Origin of the sequence: Pelagimonas varians, from assembly GCF_003208435.1 — a bacterium.
Classification (GTDB): domain Bacteria; phylum Pseudomonadota; class Alphaproteobacteria; order Rhodobacterales; family Rhodobacteraceae; genus Pelagimonas; species Pelagimonas varians.
Window position 1 is genome coordinate 102,985 of the sequence record NZ_QKMF01000001.1, and the last position, 14,876, is coordinate 117,860.

Below are 14,876 nucleotides of genomic sequence, written 5' to 3' on the forward strand. Positions count from 1 at the left end.
TTCCACGGCTTTTAGGCGTGCAAACAAAAAGGGGCCCCGCGAAGGGCCCCTTTGTTATGTCGCAAGCGTACGAAAATCAGCTGTTGTGATCGTAGGCGCGTTCGCCGTGCACCATCAGGTCCAGCCCGTTGGTTTCGGTTTCCGCGTCAACCCGCAGCGGTGTGATGGCTTTGACGATAAAGATCAGCGCCACTGTCACAACTGTGGTGAAGATCCCCACGATGACCAAGCCGCCCAGCTGGGCCGCCCATGTGCCAGCGCCAAAGACGGCGATCATGATTGTGCCAAAGATGCCGCCAACGCCGTGAACCGCAAACACATCCAGTGTGTCGTCGATTTTCAACTTGTTGCGTACCAAGGTCACCGCTTCCTGACACAGCACACCGGCGATGGCACCGATGGCCAAGGCTTCTATCGGGCCGACAAAGCCGGATGCGGGGGTGATCGACGCCAGACCGGCGATTGTACCGGTGACAAGGCCAACCAGCGATGCTTTGCCAAACTTGATCTTTTCCCACAAGGCCCATGACAGCGATGCTGTTGCCGCTGAGATATGCGTTACAGTCAGCGCCATGGCCGCGCCGCCATCTGCCGCCAGTTGAGAGCCGCCGTTAAAGCCGAACCAGCCGACCCAAAGCATGGCCGCACCGATCATGACATAGCCGGGGTTGTGTGGCGGAGTGTTGTGGTTTTTGCGCGGGCCAAGAAAGACCGCAATCAAGATCGCTGCCAGACCGGCTGTTTCGTGCACCACAATACCGCCTGCAAAGTCTTTGACACCGATCTCGCCGAAAATGCCACCATCTGCCAGAAATCCGCCGCCCCAGATCCAGTGAACCACCGGTGCGTAGCACAGCAGCATCCAAAGGCCGGAAAACAGCATCACAAAACCAAATCCGATGCGTTCGACATAAGCGCCGACGATCAGCGCCGGTGTGATGATGGCAAAAGTCATCTGAAAGGCAAAGAACAGCACTTCTGGAAGTGTGCCTGACAGGCTATCCGCCGTAACACCGTTCAAGAACGCTTTGTCCAAGCCGCCCCAAAAACCGGTTCCGCCGCCGCCAAAGGCGATGGAGTAGCCGACAGCCAGCCAAAGCACGCTCATCAGGCAGGCGATGGCGTAGCAATGCATGAAAACGCTGAGCACGTTGCGCGCCCGTACAAGCCCGCCGTAAAACAATGCCAAACCCGGCAGTGTCATGAACAGCACCAGCGCAGTGGCGACGATGATCCAGGCGGTATCCGCTCCGTTCATTGGTCTTTCCCTTCAGTTGTCCCGTTTGACAGGGCTTCAAGCGGGATTCGGACGCGGAAAAAAGATGCAAGGTGGTTTCAGGCTGCGTAAATCTGCGCCGGTTTGCGTATTGCTCAAAATATAGGCTCTAAAATTCCAATACGCCCCAAAATAGGGCGTTTTGGAATTTTTCAATTTGCGTAGCAATTGGGCGGCAATTGATGTGCCTGCTTAGTTTGAGAGCGCTACCAAGATCAAGGACAGGGCGTGCAGGGTGGCCGCGCTGCGGACCTCGGCGCGCCCCAAGGCTCCGTGTTCGACGGTTTCGCTGGTGACGCCTTGGGCGGTGGCAAGGGCATAGCAGACCCTGCCTTCGGGTTTGAAATCAGAGCCACCGGGCCCTGCGATGCCGCTGATCGCCACGGCAATATCGGCCTTGGCGGCGGACAGTGCCCCAAGCGCCATCTCGCGCGCGACCTCTTCGGAGACGGCACCGTAGGTTTCCAATGAGGCCGGGCGGACGCCCAGCATTTCTGCTTTGGCGGTGTTGGAATAGGTGACAAAGCCGCGTTCAAAAATCGCCGAACTGCCCCCAATGTCGGTCAAAGCTGCTGCAACCTTGCCGCCTGTGCAGCTTTCGGCGCAGGTGACGGTCTTGCCCTGAGTGCGGGCAAGATCCAGAATTTGGGCTGCAAGCGCTTCGGTCACATCAGCACCCCGTGATAAAGAGAGGCAAGCGCAATGGTGCAAATCGCGGCGAACAGGCCAGCGACAACATCATCCAGCATGACTCCCAAAGGGGTGCCCATACGGTCGGCTTTGCCAATCAGCCACGGTTTGGTGATGTCAAACAGCCGGAACAGCACAAATCCGGCGATCCAGCCGGGCCACAGCCGCCAGATCTCGATCCCCATCATGCCGGCACCGAAGCTGACCGGAAACAGGGCGATCCACTGACCAACCAATTCGTCGATCACCACCCAGCTGGGATCATGGTCTTTTTCGGTCACGGCATTGGCGGTGACCTGCGCAGTTGCATACCACCCCAATCCAAAGGCGAGGGTGGTCAGCGCCACCAGCAAGGTGAACCCGCCTATCTGGTGCACAAGATAGGCCAAAGGCAAAGAGGCCAGCGATCCCCAGGTCCCGGGCGCAGGTTTCAAGAACCCGACATAACAGAGCGATGCGATAGCTTTCATGTTTTCACCAATGTTGCGGTGGCAAGCGCCGCAATCCCTTCTTCGCGTCCTGTAAATCCCAGCCGCTCCGAGGTTGTCGCCTTGATCGACACACGATCAGAAGGCAGCCCCATAATACGGCCCATTTCGGCCATCATAGCGTTGGCGTGTGGCCCTACTTTGGGCCGTTCGCAGATCAAAGTGCAATCGACATTGCCGATCTCAAACCCCTTGTCGCGGGCCAGATCGCAGGCATGGCGCAAGAAAATCTCGCTCGCGGCCCCTTTCCACTGCGGATCAGAGGGCGGAAAATGGCGGCCGATGTCACCCATCGCCAGCGCGCCATAAATCGCATCGGTGACCGCATGCATGCCGACATCGGCATCGCTATGACCTTTCAGTTTGCGATCATGCGGCACGCTGACCCCGCATAGAATGACATGATCACCCTCCTCGAAGGCGTGTACGTCAAAGCCGTTGCCAAGCCGTATGTCCATGCTGTTCTCCTTAGGGGCCAGTAATTGTGCTGCCCGATCAAAATCATCGGGGCCGGTTATTTTCAAGTTCCGCTCATCACCCGGAACGATGGCGACGTCCATCCCTGCGGCGCGTGCCACTTCTACATCATCCGCCGCGCCGCCGGGGTGGGCGCGGTGCGCGGCTAGAATGGCAGCGTAGTGGAAGCCCTGTGGCGTTTGGGCGCGAAACAGCCCGCTGCGATCGCGGGTGCCGGTGACACGTTGCGCCGCGCCGGTCCAAAGCGCATCCGTTACCTCAAGGGCAGGGGCCGCGCCTGAGTAGGCTTCAAGCGCGTCCAGCACCGATTGTGCAACCGGCCAAGGCAGGCAAGGGCGGGCGACATCGTGAATAAGAACGTGGTCGGGCGGCGATATTGCCAAGGCCTCAAGCCCGTTTCGGACCGATCCGGCGCGATCTGCTGCACCATGTACCAGCGTCACTTCCAAGCCGTTGATTAGATCCATAGCGCGGGTTTCATCGTCCGGGTGGATGACCATAATGACCTGATCCAGCGCGCAAAACGCCTCAAGCGTCCAGCGCGCGACAGGTTTTCCGGCGACCTCTTGCCATTGTTTTGGCAGTGGCCCTTTGGCTCGGGTGCCGCGCCCTGCGGCGACGATGATGGCAGCTGTTGTCATGGTCTCACCTTCTACTGGCACGGGTTTATGCGCTGCGGCGCGCATTCGCAATCTGGCAAGAGAGGTGATTAAATATTAGGCAGTTGACAGGAATTGCTGCGGCGCAACATGCAAAAATGGCTTGAAATATTGTAGAGTATGGGCGCAGGGGCTACGTAATAGGCAATGCACAAGGATTAGGCGTTTGGGCTTTTCTCTCGGAAAACAAAGGATATCGGCACCTGTGATACTCGCCCCTCTGGCGGGAATCACCGATTTGCCGTTCCGCAATCTGGTGTCCAGCTTTGGCGCAGGCTTGGTGGTGTCCGAGATGATTGCATCGGGCGAATTCCTGACAGCCCGTCCCGGCACCCGTGAAAAGGCAGAACTGGGCGCGCAAATCGAAAACACATCGGTCCAGATCGCGGGCCGTGACGCGGGGGCCATGTCCGAAGCGGCAAAGCGTGTGGCTGACATGGGCGCGCGGGTGATTGACATCAACATGGGGTGCCCCGCGAAAAAGGTCACAGGCGGTTGGTCCGGCTCTGCTTTGATGCAGATGCCAGACCATGCACTTAGCCTGATCGAAGCCGTCGTGGCGGCGGTGGATGTACCAGTTACGCTCAAGACGCGGCTGGGTTGGGACGGCGCATCAATCAACGCGCCAGTGCTTGCGTCCCGCGCAGTTCAAGCCGGCGTTCAGATGGTGGTGATCCACGGCCGGACGCGCTGTCAGTTTTACAAAGGTCGGGCCGATTGGCACGCGATCCGCGCGGTCCGCGAGGCGATTGACGTGCCGTTGATTGCCAATGGCGATATTGTCGGATCAGGATCGGCGCGGGCGGCTTTGCGCGGCTCTGGCGCAGATGGCGTGATGGTTGGACGCGGCACGCAAGGTGCGCCTTGGAAGCTGGCGGAAATTTCGGCGGCGCTCTATGGGACGCCGCAACCGGACATCCCATATGGAAAGGCCTTTAGTGACATGGTTTCAGGCCATTACGAAGCAATGCTCGGCTTTTACGGTGAGGTGCTGGGCAATCGCTGCGCCCGCAAACATCTGGGCTGGTATATGGACCGCGCCGCGACCCCGCGTGCGCTTAGGGCCCGCGTATTGACTGAAAAAAGCAGCGCAGAGGTGCTGCGCCTGCTGCCCGAAGCCCTAGCCAACGACATGCAGGAGGCCGCATAATGCCACAATCTGATGCTATCTGGTCTTCTTTGCCGGTTCCGGCGCTGTTGATTGATCCCGATCAAAATATCGGTGGTGTAAACCCTGCTGGCGAAGGCTTTTTGAACGCGTCGTCCAAGTCCCTGATGGGGCAACCGGTCTGGGATCGTGTTCATATTGACGCCCCGCTTGAGGAAAGCCTGGCCCGTGCGCGAAAAAATGGCACGGCACTTTTTGTGAATGATGTGGATGTGGGCACCGGCAATCGCGCGCCTTTGGTGTGTAATTTGCAGATTGCCCCGCTGCAGGGGCGGATAGGCTGGATGATGATGCTGATTTCACCGCGCGAATTGGCGGGGCGGATGACGCAAAACCATTCGGTGAAATCCGCAGCCAAATCCGCCATCGGCATGGCCGAAATGCTGGCGCATGAAATCAAGAACCCGCTGGCGGGCATCACCGGCGCGGCGCAGTTGGTCAGTATGAATTTGCCGCCAGAAGACCTTGAACTGACCGATCTGATTGTTGAAGAAACCCGCCGGATTGTGAAACTGCTTGAGCAGGTCGAACAATTCGGGAACCTGTCGGAACCTGTCCGGCGCGAGGTCAACATTCACGATGTGTTGGACCGGGCCCGCAGATCCGCGTCGCTGGGCTTTGGTGGTCATATGACCATCATCGAAGACTATGACCCGTCCTTGCCCATGGCATCTGGCGACCCTGACCAGCTTGTCCAGGTGATCCTCAATTTGCTTAAAAACGCATCAGAAGCTGCGGATTCCAAAGGCGGCACCATTCGGTTGCACACCTATTACGACCATAGTTTTCGCACTCGCCGTGCGGATGGGTCGGCGCAAACCCTACCGCTGCAAATCGAAATCATCGATGACGGCAAAGGCTTGCCGCCGGACATTGCCAGCGATGTGTTCGATCCCTTTGTATCCGGCCGTGAAAACGGCACAGGCCTCGGCCTCGCTTTGGTGAGCAAAATCATTTCAGACCACGACGGCTGGATTTCGGTGGACAGTGTCCCCGGCCGGACCGTTTTTCGTATATCGTTGCCCCGCGCTGTTACAAAGCCGACGGGCCATGCCAAGGAGACTAAGTGATGGATGGAACCGTCCTTGTTGCCGATGATGATCGCACAATCCGTACCGTTTTGACCCAAGCGTTGACCCGCGCGGGGTGCAAGGTGCACGCCACCTCAAGCTTGACCACGCTTATGCGCTGGGTCGGCGAGGGCAAAGGGGATGTGGTGATTTCCGATGTGGTGATGCCGGATGGCAATGGTCTGGAAATGCTGCCTAAGATCCATCAAGACCGGCCCGGTTTGCCGGTGATTGTGATTTCGGCCCAAAACACCATCATGACCGCCATTCAGGCCGCCGAGGCCGAGGCATATGACTATCTGCCCAAGCCGTTTGATCTGCCCGATTTGATGAAACGCACCGCCAAGGCGCTGGATACGCGCAACCGTGCGCCACGCCGAGAAGAGCCGGTGACCGGTGCAGATGCGCCCGAAGAGCTGCCCTTGGTTGGCAAGACGCCAGCGATGCAATCGCTCTACCGTTTGGTCGCGCGGGTGATGAATACCGATTTGCCCGTTTTGGTGACGGGCGAAAGCGGCACCGGCAAGTCTTTGATTGCCAAGGCATTGCACGATTTTTCAGATCGGCGGAGCTTGCCTTTTGTGACCGTCACGGGTGCCGATTTGACAGAGCTGGACGGGCCTGCACGGGTTCTGGCGCGGGTGCGCGGCGGTACGCTTTTGATCGACGAAATCGCGGATATCGATGACGAAGTTCAAGGCCGCATCGTGCGTATGATGGATGTGCCGGGGGACCACGTGCCGCGATTTATCGCGTCTTCGCAGTATGATGCCACGTCCTTGATTGAAGACGGCAAGGTGCGCAAGGATCTGTTCTATCGTCTGGACGGGGCCGCCATTGAGGTGCCGGGCCTGCGTGAACGGGTTGAGGATATTCCCCTTTTGGCGCAGCATTTCCTGACCCGCACCGAACGTGACGGATCTCCGCGGCGGGTGTTGTCAGATGGTGCAGCAGAGCTGTTTCGCGTCTATTCATGGCCCGGAAATGTGCGCCAGTTGGAAAACGCGGTGCGCCGCCTTAGCCTGACCAGCCGGTCCGAAGAAATCAGCCGGTCCGAAGTTGAAACCGTTTTGGGCAACCAGCCGGACACGGGGCCGGTTCTGCGCGGCGGGGATGGCGACAAGCTGGGCGATAGTGTTGCGCGCCATCTGCGCCGGTATTTCGATCTGCACGGTGCTTTGTTGCCGCCGGCGGGTCTGTATGGCCGGATTTTGCGCGAAGTAGAGGCCCCGCTGATCGAGATCGCCCTTGAGGCAACGGGCGGGAATCAGGCCAAATGTGCTGATTTATTGGGAATCAACCGAAACACTCTCAGAAAGAAAATCACAGAGCTTGATATTAACGTGACACGCCGCCGCAAGTTGATGTAAAAGGGTCACATAACTGTGGCGCCGATGCTTTGTTGTGTTGGAAAGACCACAAAATGTGGCGGTAGCTGGCTTGGGGAACCCTAAGTCGGCGCATCAGTAAGAGGTTTGGCTGTGGCCACTAGGGCACGCTCTTGGACATGGAGCCGGTTTACGCGGCTGCGCCGGAAACGGCGTGTTCAGAATGCAATGACGTTGACTGTGGTCGCGTTGGGGCCGATTCTGGCGTTGGTGACTTTTTTGGTTTTGGGCCCTCTGGATCAGGGGGCCACAGAAATCAGTCTGCGTTTGGTCATTTTGGCCGATCTGGTTTATGTGATGCTGCTGGCCGCGATGGTTTTGGGGCGTGTTGCCAGAATGATCGCGGACCGGCGGGCAAAATCTGCCGGATCACGCTTGCACATGCGTTTGACCGCCGCTTTTGCCTTGATGGCATTGTTGCCAACCATCACCGTTGCGGTTTTCGCGGTTCTCACCATCAATATCGGGCTTGAGACATGGTTTTCCAGCCGTGTGCAAAACGTGGTCGGGGCGTCGCTGGCTGCAGCAAAATCCTATGATGAACAACAGCGGCAGGGGCTGACGCAGGATGTCTGGGCGTTGGGGGGGTTTGTTGACGCCAGCCGCAGCCGCAATTTCAGCATGGACGACGGCGATCTGCGCCAAGTGCTAAGCCAGGGCCAAGGTCAAATCCAGCGTGGTCTGCGCGAAGCCTATATCATCAACGGGGACGGCGAAATTCGCGCCCGCGGCGAACGCAGTTATTTGTTTGATTACGAAAAACCCGATGAGGCACAGTTTGACGGACTTGCCGATACGCCGGTTGTGTTGATCCCGGACTGGCCCAATAACGAATATCGGGCGTTGATCCAGTTGCGCGCCTTTAACGACCGCTATTTGTATATCAGCCGCGAAGTTGACGGCGCGTTGCTTGAACTGCTGGACGAAACCCAGGAAACCGCGCGATTATACCAACAACAAGAAAGCGAGCGTGGGCGTCAACTGTTTGATTTTGCTTTGCTATATCTTGGGTTTGCGGTGCTTTTGATCCTTGCGGCAACATGGGCCGGGTTGTGGTTTGCCGAACGCCTCAGCCGCCCTGTTGGCCGTCTGACTGGCGCGGCGCAACGGGTCGGGACAGGCGATCTGGATGTTCAGGTCTTCGAAGACGACGGCAATGACGAAATCTCCATGCTGGGCCGGTATTTCAACCAGATGACCCGTCAGTTGAAAGGGCAACGCGAAGAGTTGCTGGAAAACACCCGCCAGATTGAACGCCGCCAGCGATTGTTCGATTCCGTTTTGACCTCTGTTACCTCTGGCGTTGTCGGGCTGGACGCGGATGGCAAAGTGACTTTTGTGAACCGGTCCGCCGAAAGGTTGCTTGGCTGGCATGAAACCCACCGCTCTGACCCGATTTCGGTTGCTGTTCCGGAATTCGGACCAGTCTTTGATCGTTTGCGCGATGAGGGCCGCGAGACGGTTCAAGAAGAAATCAAAGTCAGCCGTGAAGGCCAGATGGAAAACCTGTTGGTGCGGGTCTCGCGCCGCCGCAGGACCGATGGCAGCCTTGAGGGGTATGTTGTGGCTTTTGATGACGTGACCGATCTGGTCAGCGCACAGCGCACCGCAGCATGGGGGGATGTCGCGCAGCGGATCGCCCATGAGATCAAGAACCCGCTGACCCCCATCCAGTTGTCCGCAGAACGCATTCGCCGCAAGTTTGGCCGTCAACTGGATGAAAAAAGCGCCGAGCAGCTGGAAGATATGACCGATGTCATCATCCGCCAGACCGGCGATTTGCGCCGCATTGTGGACGAGTTCTCGAAATTTGCACGGATGCCGGAACCGGAACGCAAGCCCGAAGATCTGGGTGAATTGTTGCGGGCTGCTGTATTGTTGCAAGACAACGGCCAGCCGCACGTGCGTTTTGTATCGGACATTTCGCGCAAACCAATGCCCGCGGATCTGGATTCGACCATGATCGGGCAGGCGCTTACCAATCTGATGAAAAACGCCGGCGAAGCGATTGAGAGCCTGCAAAAGCAAGGGGCCCCGGACGGGCACCGGCCTGAAATCCGCGTATCGGCCAAGCTGATCGACGAAGGCAGCGCAGAAATTCGTATTATGGACAATGGTATAGGCCTGCCTGAAGACCGCGCCAGCCTGTTTGATCCATATGTCACCACCCGCGATGAGGGCACCGGCCTTGGCCTGCCCATCGTGAAGAAGATCATCGAAGAACACGGCGGCACGCTGGTTCTTGAGAATGCACCGGCCTTTTCGGATGGTGCCAATATAGGGGCTATGGCTGTGATCAAACTGCCGCTGACCAAAGCGGTTGACGGCGAAGATCACGCCCGGCTTTTGGAAGGAGTTTAACATTGGGTTTGGCGAGGAGCATGACATGAGCGATATTCTAATCGTCGATGACGAACGTGATATTCGGGAACTGATCGGGGATATCCTTGAAGACGAAGGATATACCACCCGGTTGGCCGGCAACAGTCAGGATGCAATGGCCGAGATCGAGGCGCAGCCACCGGCGCTTTTGATCCTCGATATCTGGCTTAAAGACAGCAAGATGGATGGAATCGACATCCTCAAATGCGTCAAGCGTGACAACCCCGATGTGCCCGTTGTGATTATCTCGGGCCATGGCAACATTGAAATTGCCGTCGCTGCGATCAAGCAGGGGGCGTATGATTTTATCGAAAAGCCTTTTAATATTGACCAGTTGCTGGTGGTCATCCGCCGCGCAATGGAAGCATCCTTGCTGCGCCGTGAGAACAGCAAGCTCAAGCAGGGGGATAGCAAACCCTCCGAGATGATTGGCGACAGCGCGTCCTTCCGTATTTTGCAAGGTCAGCTTGATAAGGTCACCAAATCCAATGGCCGCGTTATGCTAAGCGGTCCGGCTGGCAGCGGCAAAGAAGTGGCGGCGCGCTATGTGCATGCCAATTCCAACCGTGCCAACGCGCCCTTTGTGACCGTCAATTGTGCTGGCATGGAACCCGAAGTCATGGAGCCGATGCTCTTTGGCTATGAGGGCGGCCAACGCGGTGTTGAACCCGGTCTGCTGGAACAGGCGCATGGCGGGGTGATCTATTTTGACGAAGTGGCGGACATGCCATTTGGGACGCAATCCAAGATCCTGCGGGTTCTGGTGGATCAGCAATTCACCCGTGTCGGCGGATCTGACAAAGTGAAAGTGGATTTGCGGGTGATCAGTTCGACCAACCGCAATCTGCAGGACGCTATTGCCTCGGGCCTGTTTCGCGAAGAATTGTATCACCGGCTGAATGTGGTGCCGATTGCTGTGCCGTCCTTGGCCGAGCGCCGCGAAGATATTCCGGTTTTGGCACAGTATTTCATTGAGCACTGCAATCAAAACCAAGGTCTGCCGCTGCGGATGATGTCCGAAGATGCGGTTGCTTTGATGCAAACGATGACTTGGCCGGGCAATGTGCGCCAGCTTAAGAACCTGATCGAACGGGTGTTGATCCTGGGCGACGGAACCGGCCCGATTGAGGCGCGCGAATTGCCTCAGGACGCTGGCCCAACCGAAAGCGACGATGGCCGTGTTGTGTTGTCCGGCACTCTGGCCACCTTGCCGCTGCGCGAAGCCCGTGAGGCCTTTGAACGGGAATACCTGCTGACACAGATCAACCGGTTTGGCGGCAATATCTCTCGCACGGCATCCTTTGTCGGGATGGAACGCTCGGCGCTGCACCGCAAGCTGAAGTCGCTTGGGGTTGTGACGTCGCAAAAAGCCGGCGCGCGGGTGGCCCAATTGGAAGAAGAAGTGGAAGAAGCCTCCTGATCGGGGCTTTGGTCGTGTTCGGGGGTGACATGCGGTTAGCAACCAAGGGTCTGTGCCTGAGTTTGGCGGTATTGGCTGTGGCGGGATGCGCCGCGCCAAGAGCTGATCAGGGGGTGCCGCAAACAATGGCTTTTGCCCAGATCGATGCAGAAGAGGCCAAGATCGCCGATTTGGCAGACGCGATTGCGCGGTTGTCACCATCGATTGATCCGGATGAAGCGGCGCGCGTTGCCCGCATCGCAGTCGAGGAACCCCTGCAATGGGCGCGTGATTGGGGCATGGAAGACGCCCCTTACATTCACAATATCAAAGTGAACCGGGGGACCAAACCGCGCGGATTGTGCCGGCATTGGGCGGATGATTTGCAAGCCCGCATGGCCCGCGAAGGGTTTCAAACGCTGGATTGGCATCGGGCAATTGCCAATCACGACAATATATTGGTGGAACATTCGACCCTGATTGTGTCGGCCCGCGGCGCATCTATGGAACAGGGGATTTTACTTGATCCATGGCGGCTCGGGCAGGGGGAGCTATTCTACAGCGCCGTGCGCAAAGATCCCAAATACGACTGGGTGCCGCGCCAAGAGGTGTTTGCCCAAAAACGTGAATGGAAAGAACGCCGCGCTGCCAAGGCTATGCGGTAGACCGGTGGGATTGCCAGCCGTGCAGACATTTCTAATCCGGATTGGTCTCCGGTCGCGGGCCTAAGTTTTTAGCAAATGCAGTGGCCTGCCATGCAAGGGCTGCCGTCTAAACATGCCAGATGATTGACGGTGGCGCAGGGGCGTGTCATGCCTCGGATCTAAACCATTAAAGAGGATGGGCATGAAGGTCATCATTTGCGGGGCAGGGCAGGTCGGCTGGCAGATCGCGCGGCATTTGTCTGGAGAACGGAATGATGTGACCGTTGTCGACAACAATCCCGAACTGGTCCGGCGCGCCACCGACACGTTGGACGTGCAGGGCATTGCAGGCTTTGCCTCCTATCCCGATGTTCTCGAAAAGGCAGGTGCGCGCGACGCAGATATGTTGATTGCCGCGACTTATTCTGACGAAGTCAATATGGTCACCTGTCAGGTGGCCCATTCGGTTTTCGAAGTTCCGCGCAAGATTGCGCGGCTGCGGTCTCAAAGTTACCTGACCGCGATTTATTCTGACCTATATCGGCGCGACCACCTGCCTATTGACGTGGTGATCAGCCCCGAACGCGAAGTCGCAGAGGCGGCCTTGCAACGTTTGGCGGCCCCCGCAGCCTTTGACACAGAGACTTTTCTAGACGGCGGCGCGCAGCTAATGGGGCTGTCCATCGAAGAAGACTGCCCCGTGGTGAACACACCGATCCGCCAGCTTAGTGATTTGTTTTCGACACTGCGGTCCGTTGTTGTTGGTGTGCGCCGCGAAGGTACTTTGTTTGCGCCCGAAACCAGCGACCAATTGTTTGTGGGTGATAGCTGTTATGTCATGGTCCATCAGGACGACATTCCACGCACTTTGGAAATTTTCGGCAAACGCCTGCGCAAACAAGAACGGGTGGTCATTGTCGGCGGCGGCAACGTCGGTCTGGCTGTGGCCAAGCACCTTGAGGCGGGCACCAGCCGTGTGCGCGCCAAAATGATTGAACGCAAACGCAAATGTGCGGAGCATGCCGCAGAAGAGCTGGAGCGCACAATTGTGCTGCATGGCGACGGTATGGATGGGGCGTTGCTGGCCGAGGCGGGGGCAGATCGCGCGGATGCGACGCTCTGCGTGACTGACGATGATAAGGTCAATATGCTCTCTGCCGTGCGTGCCAAGGCGGCGGGCTGCAAAATGGTGATTGCGCTGATCAACGATCCGACTTTGGTGCCGTTGATGGAACCTTTGGGGATCGATGCCTATATCAACCCGCGCCAAACCACAGTGAGTTCGATCTTGCGCCACATTCGTCACGGGCGGGTGAAATCTGTGTATTCGATTGGTGACGCAGAGGCAGAAGTGATCGAGGCGGAGGTGTTGTCCACGTCGCCGATTGCGGGCACCAAAGTCCGCGATATCGATTTTCCCGAAGGCGTGTTGATTGGTGCGGTGCGCAAAGGTGACAAAATCGTGCGGATCACCGGCGGTCTGCAAATTGATGAGGGCGATCACATCGTCTTGTTTGCGCTTAGTCAGGATGTCGCCGAAGTGGAACGCCTGCTTCAGGTCTCGATCGACTTTTTCTAACCCGAGAGGCCCCGCCATGCCGAAAGGCCCCGCCCTGAACAAGGCCGCCCGATGAACACGATCAAGAACCTGCCGTTTTTCCTGTTGATGTTGGGGATTTCGTCGCTTTCGGCGATGGTTCCCGCGACCTATGCCTTGATGATCGAGGAATTTCACGACGCGCGGTCGTTCTTTTATGGCGGGTTGATCGGGCTGATCATGACCGCAATGTTTGGTATCGCATTGGCCACCCGACCTCACAACGGCAGCGCCCTTAGCCAGTTGGTGGCCTTGCTGGCGGGTTTTGCCTTGTTGCCGGTCTTGCTGGCTGTCCCGTTTCAAGAAGCGGTGCGGAACACGTCCTTTACCAGTGCCTACTTCGAAATGGTGTCTGCGATGACCACCACAGGGGCAACCTTGTTTGATCCAAGCCGGTTGTCCGGACCCGAGCACCTCTGGCGGGCCCAAGTGGGATGGATGGGCGGTTTGTTGATGTGGGTTTCTGCCTCTGCCATCCTTGCGCCCTTGGCTCTTGGCGGCTTTGAAGTCACGGCCGTTGGCGCTCCCGGTCAGACCTTGATCCAAGGCGGGGGGCGCGGCGAAAAAAATGACCCAGCTGCACGTCTGTTACGCAGCACCCAAGTGCTGTTCCCGATTTACACCGGCCTGACACTTGCGCTGTGCGTGATGCTGTTGGTGGCGGGTGATCCGCCCTTGGTGGCGCTGAGCCATGCGATGTCCACCATGGCAACATCGGGTATTTCCCCCCTTGGCGGTGTGCAAGGCAGCCCCAGCGGAATGCCCGGTGAGATGATCGTTTTTTGCTTTTTGTTCTTTGCTCTGTCGCGGCTGACGTTTTCAGCGGACACGGGGCATAAAACCCGCAATGGACTGTTGTTTGATCCAGAGTTTCGCATGGGGCTGGTGATTGTCCTGATAATCCCGGCACTGCTGTTTTTGCGCCATTGGGTCGCCTCGTTCGAAGTTGGCGAAGAGCAAAACCTGCTTGCGGGCTTTCGGGCACTTTGGGGCAGTTTGTTCACCGCAATGTCCTTTTTGACGACAACCGGCTTTGTCAGCGGCGATTGGGGCGCGGCGCAGGGCTGGTCCGGCCTGTCGACGCCGGGGATCATCCTGATTGCTCTGGCGATCTTTGGCGGCGGTGTTGCAACGACAGCGGGCGGGGTGAAACTGCTGCGGGTCTTTGCCTTATACGTCAACGGTGCGCGTGAAATCGAGAAACTGGTCCACCCGTCGTCGGTTGGCAGCTCTGGCCCGGTGATGCGGCGGATCCAGCGCAAAGGCGCTTTTATCGCTTGGGTGTTTTTTATGCTTTTTGCGGTGACCTTGGCGATTTTGACGATGATTTTCGGGCTTTACGGGTTGGACTTTGAATCCTCGGTCGTATTGACCGTAGCCTCCTTGTCCAACACCGGGCCGTTGATTTCAGCCGCTCCATCGATCCCGATTGATCTGATTGCACTGCCGCCATCCGCCAAACTGGTTTTAAGTGGGGCGATGGTCTTGGGGAGGCTGGAATTGCTTGCGATTATTGTGATGATCAGCCCCGATATCTGGCGCGGATAGGACACTGTTTGTAAAAGCGCGATTTTTGCGCTGGCAACTCGTTAATTAGTTGGACATACTCATTTGAATGAGGGACGGCCCGTATTGGGG

The 14,876-nt window shown here is 57.7% G+C and carries 12 protein-coding genes; 8 read left to right on the top strand and 4 right to left on the bottom strand.

The window, feature by feature from the left end:
• Nucleotides 1-76 precede the first annotated feature (76 nt).
• From C8N36_RS00505 to C8N36_RS00520, 4 genes are all read right to left on the bottom strand, one after another.
• Nucleotides 77-1,258, bottom strand: coding sequence for an ammonium transporter (locus C8N36_RS00505; RefSeq protein ID WP_097802898.1), 1,182 nt, complete (start codon nt 1,256-1,258; stop codon nt 77-79).
• 210 nt (nt 1,259-1,468) lie between these two features.
• The gene (locus C8N36_RS00510; RefSeq protein WP_097802897.1) at nt 1,469-1,945 is read right to left on the bottom strand and encodes a CinA family protein; all 477 of its coding nucleotides are present in this window, start codon (nt 1,943-1,945) and stop codon (nt 1,469-1,471) included.
• Complete coding sequence (locus C8N36_RS00515) at nt 1,942-2,436, bottom strand: phosphatidylglycerophosphatase A family protein (protein ID WP_097802896.1); 495 nt, start codon at nt 2,434-2,436, stop codon at nt 1,942-1,944. The genes C8N36_RS00510 and C8N36_RS00515 overlap by 4 nt, the downstream gene beginning before the upstream one ends.
• Nucleotides 2,433-3,572, bottom strand: a complete 1,140-nt coding sequence (locus C8N36_RS00520) for a bifunctional 2-C-methyl-D-erythritol 4-phosphate cytidylyltransferase/2-C-methyl-D-erythritol 2,4-cyclodiphosphate synthase (protein WP_097803013.1) — start codon at nt 3,570-3,572, stop codon at nt 2,433-2,435. The genes C8N36_RS00515 and C8N36_RS00520 overlap by 4 nt, the downstream gene beginning before the upstream one ends.
• A gap of 184 nt (nt 3,573-3,756) precedes the next feature.
• On the opposite strand from C8N36_RS00520, the gene dusB reads away from it, so the two are divergent.
• From dusB to C8N36_RS00560, 8 genes are all read left to right on the top strand, one after another.
• Nucleotides 3,757-4,740: a tRNA dihydrouridine synthase DusB gene (dusB, locus tag C8N36_RS00525; RefSeq protein ID WP_097802895.1), complete on the top strand. Its 984-nt coding sequence runs from the start codon at nt 3,757-3,759 to the stop codon at nt 4,738-4,740.
• Nucleotides 4,740-5,828 (top strand): two-component system sensor histidine kinase NtrB, encoded by a 1,089-nt coding sequence (locus C8N36_RS00530; RefSeq protein ID WP_097802894.1) that lies wholly within the window; start codon nt 4,740-4,742, stop codon nt 5,826-5,828. The genes dusB and C8N36_RS00530 overlap by 1 nt, the downstream gene beginning before the upstream one ends.
• Nucleotides 5,828-7,198, top strand: a complete 1,371-nt coding sequence (locus C8N36_RS00535) for a response regulator (protein WP_097802893.1) — start codon at nt 5,828-5,830, stop codon at nt 7,196-7,198. The genes C8N36_RS00530 and C8N36_RS00535 overlap by 1 nt, the downstream gene beginning before the upstream one ends.
• A gap of 105 nt (nt 7,199-7,303) precedes the next feature.
• Nucleotides 7,304-9,577: a sensor histidine kinase NtrY-like gene (locus tag C8N36_RS00540; protein ID WP_425451768.1), complete on the top strand. Its 2,274-nt coding sequence runs from the start codon at nt 7,304-7,306 to the stop codon at nt 9,575-9,577.
• Between the two features lie 25 nt (nt 9,578-9,602).
• Entirely contained in the window at nt 9,603-11,018 is a 1,416-nt protein-coding gene (ntrX, locus tag C8N36_RS00545; RefSeq protein ID WP_097802891.1) for a nitrogen assimilation response regulator NtrX, read from the top strand.
• Nucleotides 11,019-11,047: 29 nt separating this feature from the next.
• On the top strand, nt 11,048-11,662 hold the full coding sequence (locus C8N36_RS00550; RefSeq protein WP_097802890.1) for a hypothetical protein: 615 nt from the start codon (nt 11,048-11,050) through the stop codon (nt 11,660-11,662).
• A gap of 181 nt (nt 11,663-11,843) precedes the next feature.
• The gene (gene trkA, locus C8N36_RS00555; RefSeq protein WP_097803012.1) at nt 11,844-13,220 is read left to right on the top strand and encodes a Trk system potassium transporter TrkA; all 1,377 of its coding nucleotides are present in this window, start codon (nt 11,844-11,846) and stop codon (nt 13,218-13,220) included.
• A gap of 51 nt (nt 13,221-13,271) precedes the next feature.
• Nucleotides 13,272-14,786, top strand: a complete 1,515-nt coding sequence (locus C8N36_RS00560) for a TrkH family potassium uptake protein (RefSeq protein WP_097802889.1) — start codon at nt 13,272-13,274, stop codon at nt 14,784-14,786.
• The last annotated feature ends 90 nt before the right edge of the window (nt 14,787-14,876 follow it).

What these genes read in the sequence shown, in the direction of transcription:
- trkA (WP_097803012.1), top strand. Translation starts at nt 11,844, where the DNA reads ATGAAGGTCATCATTTGCGGGGCAGGGCAGGTCGGCTGGCAGATCGCG.
- C8N36_RS00505 (WP_097802898.1), bottom strand. Translation starts at nt 1,258, where the DNA reads ATGAACGGAGCGGATACCGCCTGGATCATCGTCGCCACTGCGCTGGTG.
- C8N36_RS00515 (WP_097802896.1), bottom strand. Translation starts at nt 2,436, where the DNA reads ATGAAAGCTATCGCATCGCTCTGTTATGTCGGGTTCTTGAAACCTGCG.
- C8N36_RS00530 (WP_097802894.1), top strand. Translation starts at nt 4,740, where the DNA reads ATGCCACAATCTGATGCTATCTGGTCTTCTTTGCCGGTTCCGGCGCTG.
- C8N36_RS00560 (WP_097802889.1), top strand. Translation starts at nt 13,272, where the DNA reads ATGAACACGATCAAGAACCTGCCGTTTTTCCTGTTGATGTTGGGGATT.
- C8N36_RS00520 (WP_097803013.1), bottom strand. Translation starts at nt 3,572, where the DNA reads ATGACAACAGCTGCCATCATCGTCGCCGCAGGGCGCGGCACCCGAGCC.
- ntrX (WP_097802891.1), top strand. Translation starts at nt 9,603, where the DNA reads ATGAGCGATATTCTAATCGTCGATGACGAACGTGATATTCGGGAACTG.
- C8N36_RS00535 (WP_097802893.1), top strand. Translation starts at nt 5,828, where the DNA reads ATGGATGGAACCGTCCTTGTTGCCGATGATGATCGCACAATCCGTACC.
- C8N36_RS00550 (WP_097802890.1), top strand. Translation starts at nt 11,048, where the DNA reads ATGCGGTTAGCAACCAAGGGTCTGTGCCTGAGTTTGGCGGTATTGGCT.